This is a genomic window from Bradyrhizobium sp. 26S5, from assembly GCF_036923295.1.
Classification (GTDB): domain Bacteria; phylum Pseudomonadota; class Alphaproteobacteria; order Rhizobiales; family Xanthobacteraceae; genus Bradyrhizobium; species Bradyrhizobium septentrionale.
Genome location: NZ_CP145948.1, coordinates 9,569,954 through 9,595,568 on the forward strand (window position 1 = coordinate 9,569,954; position 25,615 = coordinate 9,595,568).

Below are 25,615 nucleotides of genomic sequence, written 5' to 3' on the forward strand. Positions count from 1 at the left end.
ATGCACATTGGATGCCTTTGTGGTTCTAATTACCTAGCACCAAAGATGAGACTAGTGAGTATAAACCGTACGGAACTAATTATTGGCTTCTTACGTTTTAGGAGTGAGTTTTCACGGGAGGGCTCAGATGGGTGAACTCAGTCGAGGCGAGCGGCTCCAAATTATGCTCACGCACGCGGAACTCCGGATCGTTGATACGTGGCGCTTTGCAAAGCGGATGCCGAGCAGGGCGGCGGCAATACGGGAGTTGCTCAAACGCGGCATGGCTGCGGAGGGATTTGCGGAAGTCGAGGATGGCCAGAAGTCGAAGGACTTCTCTGTTCTTTCAGACAATGCAGCCGAGTAGCTCGCGGACCATTTCGTGCGTGGCTGTCGGGGCCTCCCAACCACGCACGACTCTTTCAGTTCGGGTCCTGCTGGTAGCTTCAAAACGATGACCGCCTTGGGTCACACTCGGAAGTCGGAACGCACAACCGTGAAGTCCGCTTCACCCCCGACACCGGACTTTCGATCGCCAGTGCGGCACGTCCGAAAAGGGCCAATTCCGGACTTGTGCTCATTCCGATCCGGGTCGATCTTGTCACCGGCAATTTGGGTGAACCAAGAGACCGCGATGTGGCTGTCATTTGATAGAGGACGAACGATCGGAAAATCCGGCTCTGAGACAGGCGCCATTCTGCTTGATGAGGAACACGCCAACGGAGCGAGGATCACCCTCGAAGGCGGCGGTAGGGTTGCGTCGTTTGCGATCACTTGCGGTATCTATGGCTGGATGGTGCACACCCGCTTCTTTGCCAGCGAAAAGGAAGCGCGTCGAGCTTACGAAGACATGAAGCCGGCGCTCGACGAAATTATTCGATCCATACCGTTGGAAAGCGACCCGGATCACGACAAGAAAATAAAGGCTACCACGCAGCGGATCGATGAATTTGTGCAGCGCTATCCTTGATCGTGCTCCAAGGCAGCCTGTCGTTACCGCGACAGGGCGGGTTTGGGTCACTTTCGGAAGTTTGGCCTCGTGACAGAGATGTCCGGTCCGCCCTCGGAAGCGGACATCGTCAGGTGAAAACGACAGGTCCGAAAAGGGCCAATTCCGGACCTTTGCCCTTACTAAGCGCCTCAACCCGCACTGGCCTATAGCGAATCCGCTAATGCTCTAAAGCTTTCGGCGGCATAGCCGACATGGCCGGACTTGCCGCTGGGTCGCCCGTGTAGCGATTGACCCAACTGCGACATCTGCAAGGCTGCCACAAACAGAGACCCCAGCTCTGAGGCCGGGGTTCTAATGGGACTTATCCGCACTATTTTCACCGCCCGGCATCCGCAGTTTTCACCGCCCGGCATTCCGCAGCCTGACGTCATTTCAACTTCTCAACGTCGCCAGGCTTCCAACTCTTGTCGATGGCGGCTTCGGTCGGGCCGTAGAGCCGGATGATGGCGAAGTATCCTCTGCCCGGCACGGTGGCGCGCCAGTTGCCCCGTTTGCCCTCGGGTGCCTGGGGTCCGAGGAAGATTTCCGTGCTGCCGTCGGCGTTCTGCGCCGGCTTGTCCTTTGAACCGAGCGACGGGAACGGCTGGCCGTTGGCGAGACCCGAAGCGTTCTCCGCCTCGTAGAGCGTCACCGACCAGAACAGGCGGGCCGGGATGTTGGCCGGCAGATTCAGGCGATAGCTGCTGCCGCCCACCAGGGGCGTGCCCTCGCTGTCAGTGAAAGCGATAACATACATGGCGGCCGCGCCCGGACTTTTGGACACCATCCCGGGGCTGATCGAGTAATAGTTGGTGAACATCCAAATCCGGGCGTCGAGGTCCAGATACGGATACGTTCCAGCGACATTCTCCCAAGCCAGGTTCAAAGTTCCTGTTGGATTGGCGGGCGTCCCGTCTGGGAATGGATTCACCCAGCGGCGGTCTGAATACATGCGATAGGAGTTGCCACTGACCTTTTCTTCGAAGCCGATGACGCGACTCATCTTGTAACCGGTCTTCGCGGCCCGCTCGAGGATCTCGCGGCTGTGCGCATCCGGAGTGAACGGCTGACCCTTGACGATGCCGATCGCCGCCAGCATGCCGAGCCAATCCGGACCGGCGAGATTGTTGCCCTCGCTGTCCACAAGCCGCTTGAGCTGCTCGAAGGCGCTGCCATCGCTCATCGGCAGCATGTTGACCTGGATGCCGGAGGCGTCGGGGAACTTCATCGCCTTGGCGCCGGTTTCGCCGTTCAGTGGATAGATTCTCGTCTTTTCAAGGTGCGCGTCGGCCGGCGTCAGATTCTTCGGGTCCTCGTAGAACCCGCGCAGGAAGATGAAGACGTTGTTGGTCCCGGAACGGTAAACGAAGTGGCCTTGCGGCACCTCGCCTTTGTAACCGGGTGGGAGGATCAAGAACTTGCCGCCCTTACCGGCATCCGGCCCGAAGAGCCCGACGTCACCAAAGAACTTGCCACCATCGACCGGGATGGGGCGCTGCCAGTAATCTAGCAGGATGCCTTGCAGCATGGGTGGGGCATCCATCACCAGCGGCCCATCTTTGCCCAGGTCAACATAGCTCATCGCGTAGAGGAGGTCGGAGTTGGGAGTCGTCACCAGCGTCTTGGCGTCGAGTCGCTGCTTCCAGATCGGCAGGACGTTGTACCCGGCGCCGAAGTGCTTTTCCGACCCGACCTGCATGCCGAGCGTGTTGATCAACGGCAACGCCCAGAGATAGGTCTGCGTTGCCCGCTGGAAGAGCAGTTCGTCGCGCAGTGTCTGCGCGGTCTCCTTCGTGGGCCGGCCTTCCGCGAACGGGAGGTTGGCCAACTTATCGAAGGAGGTCTCCTGAGCGAAAGCCTGCGCAGCAAGGCCGTTCATTGCAAGACCGCCAGCCAGCGCGGCGGCGAGGTGGCTGATGCGATGGCTTGTCATTGTCGCGTCTCCTCTGCACTGGCTCAGTTTATCATCTTGATGGTCGGCGGCTGCCATGTGGCGTCGATGATGGCCTTGTCGGGCCAGTAGGCGCGGATGTAGAGCGAGAACGTTCCTTCAGGCGCCGGCAGCCAGTTGCTCTCCTTGTCCGTGCCGGGAGACTTCGCGCCGGCATAGAGCGTCAGCGATCCGTCCGCGTTGTACTTGAGGGTCTTGTTCTTGGTGCCGAGCGAGTAGCGTTTCAGCGGGTTCGGATTGAAGAAATGGACATCGTTGTACAACGTGAGCGACCAGAACCCCTTGACCGGCGGGACCTTGGCAAAGGTGACCGCGTAGGTGTTCTGGCCGTTGAGCTGTTTTCCCGAACTGTCATCGTCTGTGTAGATGTACTTGGTTTCCGTCGCCAGGTTGTCGAACATGTTCGATTTCGCCGTGGCGGTGCGATTGAGATAGTCCGTTCCCCACTCCGCATTATTGACCGGCGAGTTCCAGCCATTGCCGGCGGAGCGTCCGTTATAGCGCCACTGCAAGAAAGGTGTGACCATCTCTCGGTCGGCGGCGACGGCGGTTTCGGTCAGCGTCTTCTTGATCGCCGCGTCCTTGGCCGCCGCATCGAGCACACTGCCGATCGACGCATAGAGAGCTTCCTCGCCCGGTAGCGGGGGCACGCTTTTCATCACCGCCGGCAGCTCATCGAAAAAAGTCTCCGGGTTCACCCACTGAACCTCGCCTGCGCCACTGGACTTTGGCGCGGGGAAGTGGGGGAGCTTGCTCCAATCCACCGTCTTCATTTGCCCGTCAAAGCGCGAGAGCGGGTAGAAGGCGATCTGATTGAGCAGCGGTTGGATGGCGGCGTGATCCTCCAGCGTGTCGTCCATGAAAACACGCGGGATGACGAAGACCACCGTCGTGGAAGATCGCAACGCCGCCGTAATTCCTTTCGGCGTCTCACCCTTCCAGTTCGGGCCGACCACCATGTACAAGCCAGGCTTCGTGCCGTATTGCTTGCCGATGTTCGAGAGTTGGTCTGTACGCATGTCATAAAGCGCATAAACCCAAAAGCGGTCGCCGAAGTCCGGCACCTGGAAAACAATTGGAGCGTTATCAAGGTTGTCGAGGAAGCCGGCCCCGTACGCGACATCCTGGTTCGCGCAGGCGATGATGCGCTGGTCCGGGCTGATATAACCGGTCAACATCGCGACCGCGTTGTGCGCGACCGGCACCACCCCGCCGATCAGGCCGGGTTCGGGCGCCTTCTTAAAATCCGCGTGGCGGTTGGCCATGTTGACCAGCGCGTAGCCCCACAGATAGGCCGCACGCCCAACCGACTGGACGTAGGCCGTAGTCATTGCGGTGCCGCTCGGCGGGCCGGGAACTTGGGCGGCGGTTGTGGGGATCGGGACCTGCTGCGCCAGAGCCTTACCTGACAACATCAGGAAGGCCGTCCCGGCGCCGAGTAGAGGGATTAAGGATCGGCGATCAATATCCCCGACCCGGTAGTGACATCGGTTGGTGTCGCAAAGCTCCTTGGACATGTTTAAGCTCCTGCCAGCGCATTGCAGGGCAAACGTAGCGCAAGCATCGTAGCCACCAGTATTGACCTAAAGGGCAATAGTTGGCTTCGGACGTCATGACCGCTTTGGGTCAAACTCGGAAGTCGCGCCGCTTTCCGCCGACGTCCGCTCGACCCCAGCGAGCAGACGTCCGCTGATCACCTGGCGACGTTGGAAAAAAGCCAATACCGGAAGCGGGAAGCCGTCCGTCTCGATGGCGAGCCGAGGGCTGTGCGGCCCTCGGCTCGTGGTAGACCATCGATCACTTCGCGTCCTGGGCGGAGCGATACGCATCCGCCAGCTTCTTATCGTCGTCCGCCGTCAACTTCGGTGGCTCCACAGAGATCGTCACCTTGTTGATCTTGCCTGTGAACGTGAACGGCACTTGATAATCGCGATCATCCACCGGCGTACCTGTCTTCGAGCCGACGTCGAAGGTTTCGTCGACCGGCAAGATCAATGGCACGGTGCGTTCCATTTTCTGCGTCGCAACAACCTTGCCATCTACAGCCAATGTGCCGGTGCCGCTACGGCCGATGCCGCTCATGTTGTTGAAGGCAAGCGTAGCGAAACCGAGACCGTCGTACTTGAAGTCGAACGCGATGGTGTGCTTGCCGAGCGAAAGCGCTTGCTGGCCTTCCCAGCGGATGCGGCCAAGACCAAGCAGGTTCCAGGTGAGGACGGGCTTGCCTTTCAGAAGGTACAACCCATAGCCGCCGAACCGCCCGCCCTGAGTGACGATCGACCCATCGCCGCCTCCTTGCGGCACCTCGACATCCGCAGTGATGGTGTAGGACGTATTTAGGAGCGACGGCACTACGCTGTCGGGCAGGCCGGTTATCGGAGTCGAGTAGTTAAACTCCTTTCGTCCTGCGGTCACCGAGGGACGAGCCGAAGCAAGGCGCGTCGCTGCCGAAGCATCCAGCGGCAGTACCTGATACTTAGCGAACTCGCCGAACATCAGGTCCCTCATCTCCTGCACCTTGCGCGGATTGGCGGCCGCGACATCGGTGGTCTGCGACCAATCCTTGCCCACTTCATACAGTTCGAATTTGAAGGCGCTGGCAGGGTCTTCGACCGCCTTGCCAGCCAGATCCCACGGCGATCGGATCGGGACTGCGCTCAGCATCCAGCCGTCGTTGTACAGACCCTGCACGCCCATCATTTCGAAGTACTGCGTGCGATGCCGCGTCGGAGCATCGGCATTCGCCTTGTCGAAGGTGTAGGCAAGACTGACGCCCTCGATCGGCTTTTGCGCGATGCCATCGACCATGACCGGTGCGGGAATGCCCGTAGCCTCCAGGATCGTCGGCACGACGTCGATCACGTGGTGAAACTGCCAGCGAATGCCGCCCTTGTCAGCAATGCGCGCAGGCCAGGAGATCGCCATACCGTTGCGGGTCCCGCCAAAGTAGGACGGAATCTGTTTCGTCCACTTGAATGGCGTGTCGAAAGCCCACGCCCACGGCACCGCGTAATGCGGGTATGTTTCATTGCTCCCCCAGGCGTCATAGAACTTCAGATTTTCGGCGACCGTCGGATTGATGCCGTTAAACGGTACGAGTTCGGCGAACGTGCCGTTCACCGTTCCCTCCGCGCTCGCACCATTGTCACCGCTAATGAAGATAATGAGCGTATTGTCGAGCTTGCCCATATCCTGCACCGCTTGGACGACGCGGCCGATCTCGTGGTCGGTGTACATGAGATAGGCGGCGTAAACATCGGCTTGGCGGATGAAGAGCTTCTTCTCGTCGGCCGACAGCACGTCCCACTTCTTCAGCAAATTGTCGGGCCAGTCCGTTAACTTCGTCTCCTGCGGGACGACGCCGAGTTTCTTCTGGTTTGCGAGAATCTGGTCACGAAGTGCGTTGTAGCCCTTGTCGAAGAGATGGAGATCGGTCGCCTTCTTGACCCATTCCGGCGTCGGATGATGCGGCGCATGCGTGCCGCCCGGAACGTAGTACAAAAGGAACGGCATCGACGGATCGATCGAGTTCAACCTGTTCACCCAACTGATGGCCTCATCGGCCATGGCGGTGATCAGATTCCACTCCGGACGTCCCTCAAACGGCGCAATCAGCGTTGTGTTGCGGTACAGCATCGGCGTCCATTGACTGCTGTCACCCCCCATGAAGCCGTAGAAGTATTCGAATCCCATTCCGGTCGGCCATTGATCGAAGGGGCCGGCTTGGCTGGTCTGGTAGGTCGGCGTGTTGTGATCCTTTCCGAACCACGAGGTGCGGTAACCGTTCTCCAGCAGAATGCGGCCAATCGTGGCGGTGTCCTTCGGAAGGACGCTGTTGTAGCCGGGGAAGCCAGTAGCCTGCTCCGAGATCACGCCAAAACCTTCTGAGTGATGGTTGCGGCCAGTGATGAGGGCGGCGCGTGTCGGCGAGCAGAGCGACGTGGTGTGGAAATTCGGGTAGCGCAGCCCGTTTGCCGCAATCCTGTCCAAGGTCGGCGTTGGGATAACCCCGCCGAAGGTCGAGGGGGCGCTAAAGCCAACGTCATCGGTCATGATCAAGAGGATGTTCGGCGCGCCCTTCGGCGGCACCACGCGCGCCGGCCAGGCCGGCTTCGACTGGAGGGCATTCAGGTTGATCTCGCCCTGGAACGGCGGAGGCGGCGGCGGCAGATAGCGGCCATCGATCGTGGTGGTGGCTGCGGGCGAGCCGGGCGCGCCGGTTGTCTGCTGCTGGGCGAATGCTGCCGGAGCCGTCGAGGTCAACCACGCGGCCACCAACATCGTGACCGTTCTGATCTGAAAGCCTGGATTGGTCTTCATGCTCTGGTCCTTCCACCGCCGTTAATCAGTTATCGCGACCGATGACGGTCAGCCACAGATGGGCGGGACGGAACAGCTCTGGGTTGATTTAGATCAATACATTTCCGCTACGGGTCAAAACCGGAAGTCGGAACGCACAACCGTGAAGTCCGCTTCACCCCCGACACCGGACTTTCGATAGCCAGTGCGGCACGTCCGAAAAGGGCCATGAAGAGACATATCCACGCGCTCGCTAAACAGCGTTAGCGCCGCCGAACGGCGGAATTGTAAACGCGAACATCGATAACTGCACGTCGGGGGAGAATACGAACGGCGTCATGCCTATCTCAATCGCGCCGAGGTGGGCGTAGAAATCTGCCGAGTGTGGGCTCGAATAAATCAGGATTACATTTCCCGCCATCTTTCTCGAATGCTCGACTGCGGCAGCGAAAAGGCGTCTGCCAACACCGCTCCGCGAATAAGCTGGATCGACGAAGATGCCTTCGAGGAGAATTAAGCCCCCCATTCCAGTTGGTCTGAAGCTCACATAGCCGCCCGGAACGCCCTGTTGGTCCTCTGCCACATGGACCAGCCCGGCGGCGATCAGTGCAAGATTGATTTTGAGGCCTGGCATGAACCGGGAGATAGCACCGTCGTCATGTCCGTCATGTTTCGTCGCACGCACCGCAATTTCGGTGAGCCCGGCGGCGTCGTCCACGCGTGCGGACCTAATTCGGTTACAAACCATCGTAGTGATTTCCTACTCAGATAGCTGTCAGATATCCGAGGAGAAGCGAATTTCAAAGCTGAGCTACATAAGACGCGCGTGAGCGTTTCAGTTATGCCCCCCTCTTTCGTACTGGTTGTTCCTATAGTCCGCGCATGGACTGCCAAGTCTGCTAGGGGTCAGACTCGGAAGTCGGCTCGTCCATTTGCCAAGTCTACTTTACCCAGCGAACGGACATCGTCGGGCCGTCTCGGTTGGTCCGGTTTGTGCTAACTGGCGACAGGCACACCACAGCAAAAAAATCCCCGCACTTGGCCGGGATCGATATTTCACGCCTTGTTCGTTAACCAAATCGTTGGAGCTCCCGCCACTCCCGCATTCTGCATAGCATTCTTCAATTCAGCACTCTCTGCGAAGGCTTGCGCAGCTTCAATCGTGGCAAATTCGTGAGTTACTGTGATGTCATTGGGATTCTCGACTGCTCGGTAGACAGCCTCGGCTGTTACGCCCTTCGCCTTCTGGACCGGGGCAAAGTCATCGTAAGCCTTCCGCCAAGTCTTGTAGTCGGAAACCTTGTGTCTAACAAACATAGTCGTCATCAGATGTTCCTCCCTGACTGGTCGTAACAATCTTTCCACGAACGTTTGAAATAGCACTTTCCAGTAGTACCAGTATAATACTGGCCACCGCTTGGAGCTATTTCATTTCCGGGTTGCACTGATGCCATCGGACGTTTGCCCTATGTCCGATAGAACCACAGCACTAGACTTCGCGACCTACCCCTGACGAGCCCGTTTAGAGAGACGGCCTCGTCAGCCGCATGTCCGCTGGGGGGCAATCGCGTCATTTGGGCTGTCGGCCGACAACTTCCGGTCTTCCCAACGGACATGGGCGCTGGGCCAATCAGCCCAAATCGCGAAGCTAAGCAAGTCGGTCGCATCAAGCAAACAACTGCCAACAAATCAACGCCGCGCCGACAACGCCGAAAAGCACGAGCCCAGCTAAATTCATCGAAAAGATTAAGGGGTGCGCTGCGTGCAATCAGCCGATTGCCGCGAGCACGGAATGACGCGTCGCGGAACATTAGGAACATCTGCTGAGAACTGATCAAGAGGATCGCGAGCCCGGCGAGTAAAAGCAAACCCTTGACCATTGTTCGCCCCCTGTCTCTAAGCCAGCAAAGTGTTGTTCACACGACCAACGCTTCCGGTTGCCTAGACGTGGCCCCTCATTCGGGGCAGCTCTGCCCGATGGCGCGATCCCTTCGCAGGTCGGCTTCAAGCTCTTCGACAATGACCCGAAGCAAACACGCCGCAAGTGGATCAGTAACCTCCCGCGACAAAAGCTGATAATGCGCGATCTGAACCTCCTGCTCTCGGAACTGGCGATCTGTCATGGGGCTGCCCTCCGACAAACCGACGCAGAGACGGCCCAGTTGTTTCACTAAAGTTTTCGGATCATTTTCTATGGTTTCTATCTAGTAAATCCGCACACATGCCTGCCGCTGGATCGGCCTTACCGTAGGCCAATTCGGGCCACGCTCATTCCGCGATTTCTCTCGGCTCGCGAATGCCTGTTGCGCCGACCTCGATAACCTTGCGAGCGGCCATATCGCAAAGCGGGTCGTTACGATCAACCACGCCCAGCAAGTTCAGCGCGGGGCTGAAAGCCTTGTTCAAAAGCTCGATTTGTTCCGGCGTGCACTTGTCTTTCAACAACCGATTGATTGGCATTGTCCCGCCCTCAGCCCGAGTGCAAGTTCGTTCTTTGAGCATGGTTCTTCATGCTCGGTCGGAGAACTAGGAAGGAACGCTGACCTTTCACGAACGCGCTTCGTCTCGTCGCCGGGGCCAAATAGGACGGCACCGCCAGCGATGCAACCGCGGCCATGTCCAACACCGATGCCAAAACAAAGAGAGCGCCAATTGAGGCGGCCTCACTTCTTGCCATTCGAACTTAATCGGCCTTCGTGAACTTCATGAGTGATGGCTTGTCTGGTTTCGGAAGCCTCTGCCAAACGAATGTCTCTCGGCACCTTTCGCCGGTAGTAGCTCTCCGGCCATCGTCCCATACTTTGATTTCGCCGTCAGCCCCGACAATGGTGCCGGACTTCTCGGTGTCATTTCGGATCACACGGACGCCCGCGCGCAACATGGTGCGGTCTAGTAATTTGAAGTCCGTTTTGGGTTGCTGCATGGCGCCTATTTTGGTGGCCGCAGGCCGGGAGACGAAAGCCATTCCTGCATGCGAGCGGCAGCATCGGCCTTACGCGCCTGCCGGATTAGCTTCTCACGTTCGACCCCAGGTGGGGTACCCTGTGCGTGTTTACGCAGACGGATGGCCTGTTCTTCTAAGTGTTCATCCGATGGTGGATGTTGATTGAAACGGCGTCTTTTCATGAAGGCGCTCCTTTCCGACCGGCAAAGGCGGGAGCGCAATTGGCGTTCTCATCACCGATGACGGCTCAAAAGACAGTGCGGTGATAGGCCGTTAACGCTTTGGAACTCGGATGGTTGCGGCCGTTGCCGAACTGTTAATGTTCAAATTGGGCCACTACCCAAATTCAATTTGGGCTCATCTAGTGGGTAAGGCAGGCTAGCGCGCGCCACCTAGTTAGGACACTCGCAAAGTGAAATTCGGACACTTCACATAGGCGAATGCGCGCTCATTTGTCTGAAGTGCGGTCACGCTGACCTTTTATCGAGTTCGTCACATCCATCGTGAACGAAACGACGCCGATCACACGAATGGCCCCGACGATATTGCACGTCGGGGCCATTCAAGATCATCAGGCCGGTTACATCCGCCGCACCGTCCGATCAAAATCGTCGCCGATGACGGTACCGGACCATGGCCGGAAGCGGCAACCGCCCCATCGGGGTACTCACATTCAGCGCGAAATCGGCTCGCCGCCGACTCGCGCTTGCGCCAGTCGATCTGGGCCTTCTCGCGCGCCGCTGCCATCCGATGGCCCCAGCAGTTGTTTGAAACCTCCACGCGTTCATAATTCGTGAGTTGTGTTTACCCTTGATAGGCCCATGGTGCCTCAATCGATAAGGTCGCGTGTGGCCGAATTCGACATCCGCCAATGGATGCCACGTTTCGCATCTCGCCGTCACGCGACTTGTTTTGGCCGCTCGGCAACGCAATGACACGCGACGGTTCGAGCCGAGTTGACACGGTTCCAAAAGGCGTTAGTCAGCCCGACCATCCAGCTTTTTCACGACACATCGGCGCAGCTGCTTGAACCCGTCGCCATTGGTGCTGCACTACGTCAAGCTACTGCTCGTCGAAGTTTAGGCCTCGCCGCAGGCAGTCGCAGCGATCAGTGTTGTTCGCGAAGTGCCATATTTTGTCGGGTTTCTGTGGGCCTCGCGACGCCGCGATGTCCACCAATGTCTCGATCTCCGGGAGTGGAGAGACATGATGAGGCGTTCGCTCAATTTTTTCACGGTGGTTGCGGCGAGCTTCGTCGTCATATTGCAGGCTGCCTGGTTTGTTCTGGATCCTGATCTGCCTTTTGAGCAGGCTAACGCCACTACATCAACAGGCGTACCATCCGGGGTATTAGCTCCCGAGCCTTTCAAAAAGGGCTACGCAGCCAACCAAACGACGACGCGGATACTTGCGCAGGATCAGGCCGGGCAGCTCGCTTTTTGGACCTCCGTTCTGAAAAAGAAAAAGCAGGCTTGCGGTGTGGTTGTTCGGAACGTGTATCAAGGCGGCACCGAATCCGGGATCGATAGCTGGAGCATTCGCTGTCGGGACGGTAACCAGTATTCGATAAGTCTTAGCCCGGACTGGCAGGGCTCTGAGGCGGAGGTTCCGGCTTCAGGTTGCAATGGAAACGCTTTCATCCGAAGTGCTGATTAGCGCCCGTCCGACGAGGAGCATCTCAGCGCGCGCAACATCGTCTCTGTACGCCAGCAGCTTTCCGCTGCGGCGGTCGCCTCGTCGCCAACCTGCGAGTTTGAGCATGACGATGACCCGATCGCGGCGTGAAACGGTGCTTTTCAAGCACCCATTCCGGATCGCAAGCGTCGAACGATTATTACCGGCGGGCTCATACGAGGTTGTTACCGACGAAGAGTCGATGGAAGGCTTGTCATTTCCGTCCTTTCGGCCCGTTGCCACCATGATGATGGTGCCTGCGCCGCCGCCCAGCAGCTTCGTCGAGATGATAACGATCAGTTCGATCGATCTAGCCGATTCTCGGGAACCGATGCGATGGCGCTCCGACAGTGACGCGCCTGTCGACTTCGACAAGGATCGCGGGGCCGCGTCGAGGACTGACGTCCGACGGACACTGGCGGAGATCGAACGCATTGCCAAGGTGTTGCGCGGCCGGCATCGGCAGCTCGAACCTAAGCTACTCGCGACACCTGCGAAGCCACTGGTGTCCGCACTACCGGAGCTGAAAGAGCCCGGCCGGGACCTGCGCATCGATGCTTGCCGCGGAATTGCGCTCTGGTGCATCTTTCTCGACCATGTTCCGAACAACATCGGAAGCTGGCTGACGCTGCGGAATTACGGCTTCAGCGATACCGCGGAAGTGTTCATGTTCGTCTCGGGTGTGACCTGCGCGCTGGCCTACGGCAAGGCGCATGCGCGCGGCGGCTGGACCGGCGTGATCGGCCGGACGCTGCGGCGAAGCTGGGACATTTATGCCGCATTTCTGCTGCTCACGCTTGCTTGCGCCATCGTGGTTTACCTCGCAGGCGGCGGCCGGCTTGCCGACGAGACCAATACGCGCATTCTCTTGGAATATCCGGGAGCGACGCTCGCGCATGCGGCGATCCTGCAATACCGTCCCGTCAACACCGACGTCTTGCCGCTCTTCGTGGTTTTCCATCTTTTGTTCGCGCCACTGCTGTGGCTGCTGCTGCGAGTGCCGAACGTGGCGCTCGGCGCCTCGCTGCTGCTTTATTCGCTGGTGCACGTCTTCGGCTGGACCGTTCCGGCGTGGCCGAACAACGTTTGGTTCTTCAATCCGCTGGCCTGGCAGGTGCTGGTTGTGCTTGGAGCGTGGTGTATCACGGAAGGCAAGAGGTTCGGGCCGTGGATGACCTCACGCACGGCGCTTGTACTTGCTGTTCTCTATCTGGCTTTTAGCCTGACTATCGCATTGGGTTTGAGCATCAAACCACCGGAAGTGCTTGTCCCACAAACCCTGGCGAAGCTGCTTTACCTGGTGGACAAATCGGATCTCGATCCTTTGCGATTGCTGCATTTTATTGCCCTTGCTATTTTGGCGGTATGGCTCGTGCCTCGCACTTGGCGAGGGCTGACGACGCCAGTGATGCGCGGGGCGATCTCCTGCGGCGAGAACTCGCTGGCAATCTATTGCCTCGGCGTTCTGCTGGCGCTCGCAAGCCATATAGCGCTGGTCAGCATCTCGGATGGACTTGCGATGCAGATCGCGCTCAGTCTCGCTGGCATCCTGGTGATGATCGCGGCCGCAACGCTGCTGAGCTTGATTAGGATCAAACCAAGGCAGCAATCACCATTGGCATGAGGCACTGAGAATGGCAGCCGAAAGGCGCAGGAAGTCACCGATATCCCCGGCATTTCGCATTTGGGTCAGAAGCCGACCACGGCGGCCCGCTTGACCTTGGTCGGCTTCCCTCTCCAAAGCGGACATTGCAGCCTTCTGAGTAAGGGTCGGCTACGGGCCCCGAACGGACATTCATTTAATGGTTAGGCTGCGCTCACGCCTCGAAAACCAATCGAGTTCCGGTGTACGAGCGTAGGAGCTTTGTCGGCATCGCAGCCCGCGCGGTTTCGTAGAAAGGCTCCCCCGTACAATGCAGCGGAATCACGTAAGTCGGATCGATTTCCTGGAGTGCCTTGACCGTATCCCGAACGTAGTCCTCTTGATAGGGCGCGAGATGAAAGCCCCCGATCACCGCATGAATTCTTTCCACGCCGGAGGCGGCTTGAGCTTCCTTGATCGCGTTGACCACGCCGCGATGGCTGCACGAAGTTAGGACGACAAGTCCCCGTCCTTTCAGATTAAACGCCGTCGCGATCTCGTGCTGAAACTGATCCGGTACGACGGGCGCAGTACGTTCCGCCTCGCTGAGGCGCTCGGGATAACAGCCGATGCCGCGGTCGAAACCAATGGTCATTGCGCTCGGTGACAGCACCTTCTCGAAGGTCTTCTGACTGATCTGCCCCGTGGCGACGGCGTGATCCGCAACCAGGGCAGGTCTGGCTGCGACGGTTACGGCGAGGTCCACCTCCTCGAGTGCTTTGCGGTCGATGACGCCGAAGTTGCCCCGCGCCGGGGGGGCAGTCCATTCGCGCGCGCAGAAACATCCTTCGCCGCCGACAAACAACGGCAGTTTGGGCTTTAGCTTGCCGCTATGCGCCTGCAAGAAACCGACGAGACCGCCAAAGTGGTCCTGGTGCCCGTGGCTGAGCACAAGTGCGTCGATGGCCGCAGGGTCAATACCAAGCAAGCTCGTGTTGTTGAGAAGGGCTTCCGGCGTGAAACCGAAATCAACTAGGACGTTGCGCGTCTCGTTGCCGCGTCGTGACTCGACCTGCATCGCAGGGCCGAATTCGCTAACCAAAGTTTTGCGCGGCGGCTTGTCGCTAAGACCCCAGCCAAAGTGCTGGATATCGAGGTTGGGCAACTTTCTGCTCGGGGCGACAGCGAATTGATAGCTATCGATCACTATTCGAACTGCCACGCGGTCGAGCTCAGGCAATGATCCAGTGACAGCCTGCGCACTGACCGGCTTCGAGCCACTGAGTGTAGCAAGTATCATACTTAAGAGACTGGCGCCTCCGCCGCAGAGAAATTCTCGCCGCCCAACCTCGTCGCAGAAAAACTGCCGCCGAGGCGCCTGAGGACCTGTTTGTGATAGCGCGATCGAGTCTGAAAAATAATCACTACCCATTGCTACCTCCCGTTCCTGCCAACAATCAGGCCATAACCAGAAGGCGCGGGACCGCACGGACGTATTTCGTCCCAGAGGGTCGGGCGTCTAAACTAAGAAATCATCCTATCAAACTGCTCAAACTGCCCAAAAATTTGGTTTAAGTCGCCAGAGAAGCTCGCGCCTATTCACCGGGACATAACACCCACCTGATGATGATGTAGCGCGACCGCGAAGGCGTCCTGACGACCGGCCTAGCCGTAGCCGTTTCAAGAACCCCGTGTGCCAATTTCGCCGCATCGATAATTGAACAACACTTGAAGCCGTCATGGTTGCAGTTGCAGCCGCGGCACCGTGTTCTAGGTGCCACCTTCTCTTTTGCAGTGTTATTGAAAACCTGCCAATGACTTTATCATTGGCTTCGAGCACCCAAGGCCAGCGGCGTCGCGTCCTTCAGTAGTTCGGGCAAACCCAATTGCCGTAGGCGTCGTAGCCGCAGCCGCCACGGTAGTAGGCCCCGGTCGCAGCTGCGCCGACCGCAGCCGCGCCCACTGCCGCCGCACCGACACCGTAGCGATAGCCATAGCCGCGATAGCCGTAGCGCCCGCCGCGCACAGCGACAGCGCCGCCCCGGTATCCGCGAGCCGCGACCGCGCCCCCGCGGTAGCCTCCCGCTCGCACGGCACCGCCGCCGTGGAAACCTCCGGCCCGCATGCCGCCGCCGTGGAAGCCTCCGCCGCGCCCGCCGCGAGCGAACGCGTCGTCGGAATGGAAGCTAGTGACCAGCAGTATGGCCGCCGCTGCCGAAGTGATGAGAACTCGACGCAACATAGCGTCCTCCTTCTTGGAGTAGAGGGAAGCCGCGGGCACCTGCGCATCGCGGCGACCCCGCGGGTCCTCGAGCCTCGCGCGCGGGAGCTTCGCGCTATTGATCTAGATCAAACCTCCAGTTCATCTACGTGAACAACTGCTCCATCACCGTTGCAGTGACAGTTGTAAACACGGGCTGCCTGCTTGAAGGGCCAGAAGCTGGTACGCACCGTATCAAGTTAAGGATGTCGCTGATGAATGCGCAGGAACCCCGGCCTGACATCTCCTCGGCTTTGACGGTGACACAGTTTTGCCAAATGTTCGACATCCAGCCAGAGCTGTATGCCGCGCTAAAGCGAACCGGCCAAGGTCCACGCGAGGTCCGCATCGGACACTGCATTTTGATTCCGTCGGAATATGCCGCGCAGTGGCTCGTCAAGGCCGACCCACTGCAGGTGTTCGCGCAGCGCTATCTCTGCGGATGAGGTCATTGGTGCGGCTGCCGTGGGACCTCGAGGTGGGCTAGCCGTTGAACCTGTAGCTCACTGCCCTATCCTCCGGCGATCCAGCAGCGGCGGCATCCCTCCGGCTTCATCGAACCGTGCCTGCCGTTCGCGGTTCCTTGGACGCCTGCATTCCACGACTTCACGGTCGCCGGAAATTGCACGGTGTTCCGTGGCTGAACAGCAGGTTTTGCACAATCAACCGGGCAGGAGGGTCCCCGCGTGCAGAATCTTCACGTAGGTCCCGCTCTCGTGCTTCTCCAGCCAGCCATGCTCGATGGCGTATCTGAGCCCGGCGCTGTATTCGGCCGGCGATGCGCCGTCCTTGTCGAGGAAGGGATAGTTGATCTTCTCGATATAGATCCGGCCATCCTGGATCGGCTCAAATGCTCGCGCATGGTCCATAAGCCTCCGGGCGGCTTTCTCGGGATCGGAATAGGGGCGGTCTTCTTTTAATCTTTGCATGGAACGCATTCGAAAGCGCGGTCCGAGCTATTGACGCGGCGGAATGGTGCCGCTCCTCCGGATGGTCGACAAGATAATGAACCACGATTTGCCGAGGACAAGCGGCGCTCGCTTGCGTCCCGACCTCCGGAGTCGGAGCGCAAGCGCTCCAAGCAGGTTGAAGAAGCTTTCCTAGACGGATTGCGCGGTGGCTGTAGTAGCCGCGCTCAGCGTATTCGGTGATCGGCTGCGATGGCTTTTGGATATCGATGTCGGCGCCGACGGCCCCCGACCACTCCGAGAGGACCTCAAGCTCCATCTCCGAGAAGACCGTGCACTTCACCTGCGCCACGAATTGCGCGAGGGAGCTGATGTCGATGCCGAGGCCCTCGCGGCCGGCGGCGCGGGCCTCCACCAAGGTGGTTCCTCCCCCGACATGCGGGCACGAGGTCTCCGGGCTTTGTGAAAAGCTCAATGGCCGCGCGGGCAAAGATGGGCGAGAAGCGGGCCGGGTATTTGTAGAAGTCGTGGGTCAGGCCGCGCACGGGTCTGGAATCGCGCGCCGCGGCAATAAAGGCCGCTTGCGCATCGTCCGAGAGGCTCAAGAATCGAGACAGACTTTGCAGAGACATACTTCACAAGAGCGCAAGTATGGTTAACAGCCGGTTCACGCCATGAGTTGCTTTCGCCAGCAGCGAGCAGCGACTGCTCGAGCCGCCCAGGGAGGCCACGAGTGAAGAACCGCTGCGTCGCGGGCGATCTCGCTGCCTAGACACGTAACCGCGCTGCAACCCGAGAACTAAAATGGCTGACCGAAATCGGTGAGATAGGCCGAAGGCAACAAAAAAGGGCTCCAGGAAGCCCTGCAAGACCGTAGCAACTGGTGCGCAAGAGGGCATCGCACTATAGGCGCATGGTACTGATTATGCTCGCTGTTCTCTGCGCGATTTTCGAAACGGACCACGAAAAGAACCACGGAATTGCAGCGCTTACTTGCGCGCGGACCTGAGCAGATACTTATGGTGTCAATCGGCGTTCGACTGGGACCCCCTATCGGCATCCAAAAGGGACCCCTTTGATCGGCGTGCTCTGCTGGTAGCGCTCGGGTCGTCGGAGCTGGTCGGGGTTGCGGAGACGGCGCGAGCGCGGGTTGTTTGAACATCGTCGCGGCTTTTGAATCGCCAGCTGTCGTTGCCGGTCTCGACGATGTCGCAGTGATGGGTCAATCGGTCGAGTAGCGCGGTGGTCATTTTGGCATCACCGAACACACTGGGCCATTCGCCGAACGCAAGATTGGTGGTGACAATGATGGAGGTGCGCTCGTAGAGCCGGCTGATGAGATGGAACAGGAGCTGACCGCCGGATTGCGCGAACGGCAGATAGCCCAGCTCGTCGAGAACGATGAAGTCCATGCGGGTCAGATGCTCGGCGAGCCGTCCCTGCCGACCGTTGCGGGTCTCGGTCTCGAGCCGGTTGACGAGGTCGACTACGTTGTAGAAGCGTCCTCTGGCGCCATCGCGGATGCAACTTCTGGCGATGGCAATGGCCAAGTGGGTTTTGCCTGTACCGGTGCCGCCAACCAGCACGACGTTGCGTTGTTGGGCGATGAAGCCGCCGCCAGCGAGATCATTGACGAGAGTCTGATTGATCGGCGTGCCGTCGAACTGGAAGTCGGCGATGTCCTTGGCGAGCGGCAGCTTGGCAATGGTGAGCTGGTATTTGATCGACCTGGCTTGCTTCTCGTTGATCTCGGCGTTGAGCAGGTCGCCGACAATGCGTTGAGGCTCGTGCTGGCGCTTGACGGCAGTTGCCATGATCTCGTCGAAGGCAGCCTTCATGCCGTAGAGCTTAAGTTCGCCCATGAGGTCGAAGATTTGGGTTCGTTCCATCAGATGGTCCTCCGGAGGTTGTCGTAGCGGGCACAATCGGCGATCGGTGCATGACGGAGCGTCAGTGCGGCCGGCGTCATGATGTTGGCCGGTGGGGCGGGTTCACGTTGACGGGCCAGGATATTGAGAACGACATCGGCGGAATGGACGCTGTGACTGAGCGCTTCGGCACAAGCCGCTTCCACCGCGGACAGACCGTCAGTCAGCACCGCGGTGAGGATGTCGACCATCTGCCGATTGCCATCGTCGGTGCTGGCCAGCTTGCGCCGGATCCGCTCGATCGCGGCCGGCAGCACCCAGTCTTTGAAGGGAGCACCGTTGCGCAAGGCGCCGGGTTTGCGGGCGAGCACCGGCACATAATGCCAGGGGTCGTAGACGGTATCGCCGCGGCCAAAGGATCGCGGGTGCTCGGCAACGATACGTCCATCCTGACGGATCACGATGCGATCGGCATAGGCTTGAACCTCGACCGGTCGTCCGACTGCACTGGCTGCGACCGAGTACTTGTTGTTGTCGAAGCGCACCAGGCAGGTCTTCGAGACCGATGCTGTCACCGCATGGAAGCCGTCGAAGCGGCCGGCATAGGGAACGAGTTTGGGGCGTTCGGCTTCGAACACGTCCCAGATCGTCTGATCGACCAGCTCCGGATGGCGATGAGCCTTGGCGTAGGCGATGCACTTGTCGAGCAGCCAGGCGTTTAACTCGTCGAGGTTTTTGAACCGCAGCCGCGGCGTGAAGAAGCGCTCCCGGACCAGCCCGACCTGGTTCTCGACCTGCCCCTTCTCCCAGCCCGACGCTGGCGTACAGGCGACCGGATCGACCAGATAGTGGCTGCACATCTGCAGGAAGCGGCGATTGTAGAGACGGCCTTTACCGACAAAGATCGTCTCCACCGCGGTCTTCATGTTGTCGTAGATGCCGCGGGTGCAGGTGCCTTTGAACAGGGCGAATGCCCGGTCGTGGGCGTCGAACACCATCTCCTGCGTCTCCCGCGGATAGGCCCGCACGAACAGCATGCGACTGTGACAGAGCCGAACATGAGCAGCCTTCACCATCACCGTGGTGCCGCTCAGCAGGACCACCTCGTGGCTCCAGTCGAACTGGTAGGCTTCGCCTGGTGCAAAGCTCAGCGGCACATAAGCCGACGCTGTCGAGGTGCCGCGTTCCTTGGTCCACCGTCGGGCGTATCGACGAACCGCATCATAGCCGCCGGCATAACCCAGGCCGCGGAGTTCCTCGAATAGCCGGATCAGCGTCAGCCGTTCCCGCGCCGCCTTGCTCTCATTCCCTGCCAGCAACCGATCAAGCTCGGCACTCCAGGCACCCATCTTCGGGAGCGGCTGCGTCTCGCGCTCGTACCGGAACTCCGTCGCTTGAGAACGAATGACCTTGCGAACCACCTTCCGCGATACGCCAAGTTCTCGGCAGATCGCCTTGATCGGACGACCATCAACAAAGTAGGCGCGACGGATCTTACCAATCGTCTCCACCACCAGCATCCCAACCTCGGCTTCCATAACTCGATGGAAGCCACTGTGGACCCTTATCCCGGGGTCCCGATTGGATGCCGATCACCCCGAAACGGGGTCCTTATTCCATGCCGAAACACATCCTCCGGCAACGAATAGTCTTGCCTGTTGGAATTAGTTGAACGAAATCGCCATACGATTTTGACGGGCGTTACATCAAACGCCTGCACTGGATGCGCTAAGCCGGCAAACGTGAATGGATCACGATCATTTTCACGGTAAAACAAGTACACCTGTCCGACAGGACTCAAGAGTCCCTGGATGCTCGATTGCTGGAGTCGTGAGCCATTTTTGGCAAACCAGATCAAGTTATCACCTAGAAAGCGATTGTTGTAATCGTGCCCGGTGCGCCCGCCCGTACCTACGCCGCAGAAAACAAACCAATCAGGACCATAAGATGCATACCCAGTGAACCAGGGTCCTCCGGTGGTGCCCTCGGGAATCCCGAGCACAGCGAAAACGTCGCGCCTCGTATATTCTGCTCCTACATTGAATGGATACGGCGACAGTTGCTTCTGATGTGAAGCAACGGCTGACGCAAAGTTCTCCGCGTAAGTGATGAGTTCGCGAGAGTGGTGTCCAACGTGAGGCGACCCTTGCCTTGGGCTACCATCTGCCGTTGTTGCGGCACCGTGGATGTAGGCAGCGTGAAAGGGCTCGATGAGCTGTTCGGCAGCTTCATAATCCGGGACAGAGCCGATGAAAACGCATTGTGGCCCTCGAAAGGAGCGATACTCGGTGCGACCTATCGGTTGCAATGCTAGCCGCGCATCATCGTGTGAGACTGCCAGGAGAACGCGAATAGTGCCGTCGAAAAAGGTCAAGGCTTCGACTTGGCCAATATTCAACCGGAAGCCGTTCGACGCGAGCGACACCGAACGGGCCAACGGAGCGATAGTACCGGCCAACTCCCAAGAACGGAGGAGGCGATCCATGACAAGCCATCTAAGCCTGGCATCAGGCAGGACTGCTTCGATCACCTTCCGCGCAGATAGAGCCATTTGGTCGATCATGACTACCCCACTCGCCCGCGCCTCAGTCATATCGAACAAAGTGCCTTGGAGCTATGGTGGCCCAGAAGGATCCACGACTCATATTCGCCGCCACGCAAGGGATCATCTCGCGCAATTTTCTCGCTTCTGTATAATGAGTTCAGGACTTGAGAGGAAATTTGACGTCCGTTGTTCTCGCCGCCAAATCGTGCACAGGGACGCTCTTATCTGAGGACGCCAGTCATGAATACTTCGAAAGAGCTTGCATCGTGACCAACACCTATCGCATCACGCTTGAGGACGAGTCGAACGCATCGCTTCGTGAAGTCGCGCAAAGGCGGCGAATGAGTCCCGAAGACATAGCTGAGTTGTTCGTCTTATCGGGCCTTGAGAATGCGAGACTGCAAGGCGTCCGTTACCTAGCCGCCTGCGTGATTACCGCGGCAATCGTCCTGTTCGGCATATGGCTATTAGCCATCTCGTTGCCTGCGCCGAGCGTTGCTCCGCGGGTCTTCCATTGGATTAGAGAATTTGTCCTTCTATTCGCGCCGTGGCCATTCACGATACTAATCGCCCTTTGGATCCTGGCTCGCTCAAACTCTTCGATGAGCCTTCTGCTCGGTCTGCTTGGAGCGCTTCGAAAGGTCAATCTCTTTGGCGCAGAGATCGAACTGAACGAGCAGACCAAGCGACGTATCCAGAGCGCCGCCGGCGATATTGAATCGGCCTTACAAGAATACAAAGAAAGAACTGATAGGGAATTTGCTAGGATCGTTGCTCGATATCAGATTGAGCAGGCGCTTTCGAAGTTCATCGACAGTCCCGAACTGAAAGCATTCAGAAACGATCCGGACAGGGACTTTCGCTGTACAATCCACGTGCCAGACCCCATTCGCTATGATCGCCTCTATCAACTTGTAGACTATTGTCCCGACGGATCCGGCCGCGGGCGGGACTTCTCGGTGCGATACGGCATCATAGGCAAGGTGTGGCGAATGGAGAAGATGCAGCTTGCAAACGACCTGTTTCAGACGAAGAAGGCTCAGAGAACGCACGAAGAAGAGATAGATGAGATAATGAGCGACTGGGGCATGAATAGGAGAGAGGCAGAAAGTGCGCTTAAGCACCGCTCCTATTTTTGCTTTCCGCTTACTTATGAGGATCGAAAGGTCGGGCTTTTCTATATAGACGCCAAAGAAAAAAATTCATTTAATGAAACGAAGGAGGCTGAAGTTTCATCGAGGGCCCAAAAAGAACTTGCACCGCTCGTGGCTAAAGCGCTGGCCGACTCGGCGGCTCTTTCCCTTCAGCTCGGGCCGGACTGACGAATGTCTCGTGCTCTTTCATCAGCGGACAGGGTGAAGCCGCAGAGCTATAGCTCCGTGGCGGCTGAGTATTATGACGCCGAGCGTCATCCAACGTGCCGAAATTTTCGTGATGCGAGCCGCTCTCTCTTGCGGGACGCCCTCTGCATAATTCCCCGTTCAGGATCTGCTCTCGAAGTAGGAGCCGGGCGTGCTCTGCTTGGCGAACTCGCTCCCAAAGGGTTTGACCGCCTCATCCTACTCGACAAGTCAGAGGAGATGATCTCCTATTCGCGAGGGTTCAACCAAATCGCCGATCTGGTGGTCGGGGATGCACTGTCGCTCCCTTTCGAAGGAAACACATTTTCGTTGATAGTGGCTTCCCTCGCCGACCCGTTCAACGGGCCTCGTTTCTGGAATGAAGTGCGACGCACGTTAAAGTTGGGAGCCTATTGTGTCTTCACGACGCCTTCTTACGAATGGGCCTCGTCATTCAGAATGCGGTCTGCCTATGAGCAGCAGGGCGCCGCGTTCTTCCAGACACGAGAGGGCGAGCGTATATACCTTCCGTCCTTTGTTGAACCGGAGGCTTCCCAGAGGAAAATGATAGAGAGCGCTGGGTTGCACTTGCTTCAAATTACGAGCATCGGCACCGCTGCTATTCCGGAGCCACACTCTCCAAAAATACGCGGGTGCGAGAGCGTCGTATCAGGATACATTGTCCAGCGCACCTAGGTCCGGCCACCCGCTGCTGGCCCATTATCTGATCGCCGCTTACAGCAAAGTTCTCGAGTTTTTTTGCAGAGCGTGTCATATTGAGATGATTCGAACTTTCGAGCTTGGTGCCATGCCTCAGTTTGACGTAACTGCTATTTTCGGCGGGATTGGCGGTTTGGAGCTGGGGCTTCATAAGTCAGGGCACCAGACATCCCTCTTCTGCGAGTGTGATCCCGAGGCAGTTTCGGTGCTGCGAAAGAGATTTCCGGCCACGCCCGTCGTCTTCGACGTGCGCCGAACAGCCGAGCTTATCGAGAGCATCTCTGAGAAATCGAATCTCCTCACGGCTGGCTTCCCCTGCACGGACCTAAGCCAGGCGGGCACTACGCGGGGTTTCGCGGGTGGCCGCTCAAGCCTAATTCGCGAAACAATTGACCTGCTGCGAAAACGACCATTTGCAAACGTCTTGATCGAGAACGTGCCCAATTGGAGGCATCTCCACAAAGGGGACTATCTTCGCGAGGTTGTCGGAGAGCTTGAAGCCCTGGGGTATCGTTGGGCGTATCGGACGGTTGACGTCCGCGCATTCGGTTTGCCGCAAAGGCGCCTTCGTTTGTTTCTCTTTGCCACATTGGCCGGCGATCCTCGCGATGTGCTTTTCCACGGTGACTTCATTCCCGAAGAGCGCACTCTCAATCTCGATGAAGCGGCACATGGTTTTTACTGGACGGAAGGTACTCGTGGGCTTGGTTGGGGCGAAGATTGTGTCCCGACACTGAAAGGTGGATCATCAATTGGGATACCTGCCCCACCGGCAATTTTGCTGCCAGATCAAAGTATCATTACGCCTGATCTTGTGGATGGAGAGCGCCTCCAAGGGTTCCCCTCCGGTTGGACCAACTTGATTGATCGAGCCGGGGAAGTGGGGGGCGGTCGGTTCAACCAGCGCCGACGTTGGATGCTCGTCGGAAATGCAGTCAACGTTGAAGTTTCAACTTGGATTGGAAAACGCTTAGCCAGTCCAAAGCCCTTTAAGGGAAGTGAGGGTACGTCACTAGCTCATGACAGTGCGTGGCCAGCGGCCGCTTGGTTCGATGGAACTACTCGTCGCCGTGCGGACATCGGAAACTGGCCGGCAAATCGGCAAGCGAAGTCCCTTATCGATTTCCTCTCAAAGCCTGGAGCACCGCTCTCGCTACGGGCGACGGCCGGCTTCTACAGTCGGATCAAGGCGAGCAGCTTGTCTTTTAAGCCCGGCTTCGTCAAAGCTGTTGGCCAGCATCTTCGTGCGATGGAACAGCTGAGCTCGTCCGCGGAACGAAATGGGAAACAACTCTCATCTAGGGCGAAAGCGGCCTAAGAGGGTAAGTCCGCCGGTCATCGTGGACCCGGCTACCTCGGAACGTATGAGGCGCGTCCGACGGCAGGATACTGCCGCTGAACTGTTGGTTCAGCGGTGGCTTCGAATGCACGGCCAACGATATCGCAAGAGAAATCGCGATTTGCCGGGATCGCCCGATCTGGCCAACAGAAGTAAGCGTTGGGCGATCTTCGTGCATGGGTGCTTTTGGCATAGTCATCCAGGATGCAAACGAGCGACAATTCCCAAGACCAACACCGATTTCTGGACAAGAAAAATTGCGGATAACCGCGCTCGAGACGCCAGGAAGGAAGGCGACCTTATAGCACTCGGGTTCAGGGTTCTGGTCCTCTGGGAATGCGAAGCAGAACAACTCGGGATCAACGAAAGGAGCGCGAGTCGGCTATTCACTCTTCTTCATCCGCCTCAATAGGAGGAGCCGTGACTTTTTCAGGGGCCGCATCGGCCCATTCGAAGCGAGGACTATTTCTCCCATCGTAGGTATCCACGATCCTCTCAATGGCATCCGAGAACGTTAGCGTTGTAGTGGGCCGACCGTTGCGTGGCGGGGGTGACATGACGTCGAAGAATACGACGTCACCGAATCGGTCTGGATCGGTTTCATAGAGTCCAATCAGCACTCGCTCGAAGAGCATGGCCGCCTCTTTCGGACTGTCTCGACCCGATCGAAAACGAAATATTTGTACCGCTTGACCAAAGCTTGAAGGGCCAGCGGCAACCCCGCCGTCGTCACAAGAGTCAATGGGAAGAAAGATTACGGCAACCATCACTGCGTAGGGCTGTCGCTCGTGATAGTCGGACGCCTCTGCGCGCAACTCACCATCAACTCGCGTATAGTTTTTTGTGTATCTCTTCGTTCCCGGATCACGGAAGTTGATCGTTTTGATAGAAACTCCCAATCCGAGGCCTAGCTCGACCGTCGAGTAGTTTACGTCGAGCTTTTTGAATCCCTTCGAAGAGCGTACTTTTGACTCTTGGCCTTTGCCGTCAGGATCGGGAAGGATTCCAGGGAGAGAACTTCGCAATGAGTTTGCGAACGTTTGTGCAAGATTGCGGGATAAAATCTCTGCATAGTTTTTCTTCTCAGCGCGCGTGATCATTTTCGCTCGATCGCCAGCCGCCGTCAGCTCCGCATTTATGGAGTTTTCAATCTTAGTCTTTGGGGATCGCGCCATTCAGGCCGCCTCACGAATCAGGTGACGGTCGGAACTTTAT

Annotated in this window: 23 protein-coding genes; 9 read left to right on the forward strand and 14 right to left on the reverse strand. The window is 58.2% G+C overall.

The genetic code is table 11. From position 1 onward, the window contains the following. Positions 1-127: 127 nt before the first annotated feature. Positions 128-346, forward strand: a complete 219-nt coding sequence (locus V5279_RS45105; protein WP_029085134.1) for a hypothetical protein — start codon at positions 128-130, stop codon at positions 344-346. A gap of 249 nt (positions 347-595) precedes the next feature. Then, positions 596-949: a hypothetical protein gene (locus V5279_RS45110; protein WP_338693833.1), complete on the forward strand. Its 354-nt coding sequence runs from the start codon at positions 596-598 to the stop codon at positions 947-949. A gap of 409 nt (positions 950-1,358) precedes the next feature. Here the strand turns inward: V5279_RS45110 and V5279_RS45115 are convergent, their stop codons facing one another. From V5279_RS45115 to V5279_RS45145, 7 genes are all read right to left on the reverse strand, one after another. Then, on the reverse strand, positions 1,359-2,888 hold the full coding sequence (locus tag V5279_RS45115; RefSeq protein ID WP_414645985.1) for a DUF1254 domain-containing protein: 1,530 nt from the start codon (positions 2,886-2,888) through the stop codon (positions 1,359-1,361). A gap of 38 nt (positions 2,889-2,926) precedes the next feature. Further along, positions 2,927-4,438 carry a DUF1254 domain-containing protein gene (locus V5279_RS45120; protein WP_338693838.1) on the reverse strand — a complete coding sequence of 504 codons (1,512 nt, stop codon included), beginning with the start codon at positions 4,436-4,438 and terminating at the stop codon, positions 2,927-2,929. A 280-nt stretch (positions 4,439-4,718) separates the two neighbouring features. After that, positions 4,719-7,241, reverse strand: a complete 2,523-nt coding sequence (locus tag V5279_RS45125) for an arylsulfatase (protein WP_414645662.1) — start codon at positions 7,239-7,241, stop codon at positions 4,719-4,721. Between the two features lie 232 nt (positions 7,242-7,473). Next, positions 7,474-7,938, reverse strand: coding sequence for a GNAT family N-acetyltransferase (locus tag V5279_RS45130; RefSeq protein WP_338693840.1), 465 nt, complete (start codon positions 7,936-7,938; stop codon positions 7,474-7,476). Positions 7,939-8,276: 338 nt separating this feature from the next. After that, complete coding sequence (locus V5279_RS45135) at positions 8,277-8,546, reverse strand: antibiotic biosynthesis monooxygenase (RefSeq protein WP_338693842.1); 270 nt, start codon at positions 8,544-8,546, stop codon at positions 8,277-8,279. Positions 8,547-9,175: 629 nt separating this feature from the next. Continuing rightward, complete coding sequence (locus V5279_RS45140; RefSeq protein ID WP_338693844.1) at positions 9,176-9,343, reverse strand: hypothetical protein; 168 nt, start codon at positions 9,341-9,343, stop codon at positions 9,176-9,178. 145 nt (positions 9,344-9,488) lie between these two features. Next, positions 9,489-9,680, reverse strand: coding sequence for a hypothetical protein (locus V5279_RS45145; RefSeq protein ID WP_338693846.1), 192 nt, complete (start codon positions 9,678-9,680; stop codon positions 9,489-9,491). Positions 9,681-11,370: 1,690 nt separating this feature from the next. On the opposite strand from V5279_RS45145, the gene V5279_RS45150 reads away from it, so the two are divergent. Further along, positions 11,371-11,820: a hypothetical protein gene (locus V5279_RS45150; RefSeq protein ID WP_029084704.1), complete on the forward strand. Its 450-nt coding sequence runs from the start codon at positions 11,371-11,373 to the stop codon at positions 11,818-11,820. A gap of 103 nt (positions 11,821-11,923) precedes the next feature. Beyond that, entirely contained in the window at positions 11,924-13,462 is a 1,539-nt protein-coding gene (locus V5279_RS45155; protein WP_414645882.1) for an OpgC domain-containing protein, read from the forward strand. Positions 13,463-13,655: 193 nt separating this feature from the next. Here V5279_RS45155 and V5279_RS45160 read toward each other — a convergent pair whose 3' ends face one another. Further along, positions 13,656-14,852, reverse strand: a complete 1,197-nt coding sequence (locus V5279_RS45160) for an MBL fold metallo-hydrolase (RefSeq protein ID WP_338693849.1) — start codon at positions 14,850-14,852, stop codon at positions 13,656-13,658. A 432-nt stretch (positions 14,853-15,284) separates the two neighbouring features. Further along, the gene (locus tag V5279_RS45165) at positions 15,285-15,662 is read right to left on the reverse strand and encodes a hypothetical protein (RefSeq protein ID WP_338693851.1); all 378 of its coding nucleotides are present in this window, start codon (positions 15,660-15,662) and stop codon (positions 15,285-15,287) included. Between the two features lie 233 nt (positions 15,663-15,895). On the opposite strand from V5279_RS45165, the gene V5279_RS45170 reads away from it, so the two are divergent. Beyond that, a complete protein-coding gene (locus tag V5279_RS45170; protein WP_338693853.1) occupies positions 15,896-16,126 on the forward strand; it encodes a hypothetical protein in 231 nt (76 codons plus the stop codon). Between the two features lie 216 nt (positions 16,127-16,342). Here the strand turns inward: V5279_RS45170 and V5279_RS45175 are convergent, their stop codons facing one another. From V5279_RS45175 to V5279_RS45190, 4 genes are all read right to left on the reverse strand, one after another. Continuing rightward, the gene (locus V5279_RS45175; protein ID WP_338693855.1) at positions 16,343-16,549 is read right to left on the reverse strand and encodes a hypothetical protein; all 207 of its coding nucleotides are present in this window, start codon (positions 16,547-16,549) and stop codon (positions 16,343-16,345) included. Between the two features lie 1,064 nt (positions 16,550-17,613). Then, the gene (gene istB, locus V5279_RS45180; RefSeq protein WP_166107168.1) at positions 17,614-18,477 is read right to left on the reverse strand and encodes an IS21-like element helper ATPase IstB; all 864 of its coding nucleotides are present in this window, start codon (positions 18,475-18,477) and stop codon (positions 17,614-17,616) included. Further along, entirely contained in the window at positions 18,477-19,976 is a 1,500-nt protein-coding gene (gene istA / locus V5279_RS45185) for an IS21 family transposase (RefSeq protein ID WP_166309211.1), read from the reverse strand. Before istA ends, istB begins: the two co-directional genes overlap by 1 nt. A gap of 44 nt (positions 19,977-20,020) precedes the next feature. Then, a complete protein-coding gene (locus tag V5279_RS45190) occupies positions 20,021-21,019 on the reverse strand; it encodes a DUF3427 domain-containing protein (protein ID WP_338693857.1) in 999 nt (332 codons plus the stop codon). Between the two features lie 248 nt (positions 21,020-21,267). Between V5279_RS45190 and V5279_RS45195 the strand changes: the two genes are divergently transcribed. Genes V5279_RS45195 through V5279_RS45205 form a run of 4 tightly spaced genes read left to right on the forward strand, consistent with a single transcriptional unit; the run spans position 21,268 to position 24,812 of the window. After that, positions 21,268-22,323 (forward strand): GAF domain-containing protein, encoded by a 1,056-nt coding sequence (locus V5279_RS45195; protein ID WP_338693860.1) that lies wholly within the window; start codon positions 21,268-21,270, stop codon positions 22,321-22,323. Between the two features lie 3 nt (positions 22,324-22,326). Then, positions 22,327-23,037: a class I SAM-dependent methyltransferase gene (locus tag V5279_RS47150; protein WP_414645883.1), complete on the forward strand. Its 711-nt coding sequence runs from the start codon at positions 22,327-22,329 to the stop codon at positions 23,035-23,037. After that, positions 23,021-24,379, forward strand: a complete 1,359-nt coding sequence (locus tag V5279_RS45200; protein ID WP_338693862.1) for a DNA cytosine methyltransferase — start codon at positions 23,021-23,023, stop codon at positions 24,377-24,379. The genes V5279_RS47150 and V5279_RS45200 overlap by 17 nt, the downstream gene beginning before the upstream one ends. Positions 24,380-24,425: 46 nt before the next feature. Next, complete coding sequence (locus tag V5279_RS45205) at positions 24,426-24,812, forward strand: very short patch repair endonuclease (RefSeq protein ID WP_338693864.1); 387 nt, start codon at positions 24,426-24,428, stop codon at positions 24,810-24,812. Here the strand turns inward: V5279_RS45205 and V5279_RS45210 are convergent. Then, positions 24,787-25,575: a hypothetical protein gene (locus tag V5279_RS45210; protein WP_338693866.1), complete on the reverse strand. Its 789-nt coding sequence runs from the start codon at positions 25,573-25,575 to the stop codon at positions 24,787-24,789. The genes V5279_RS45205 and V5279_RS45210 overlap by 26 nt on opposite strands. Positions 25,576-25,615: the final 40 nt, after the last annotated feature.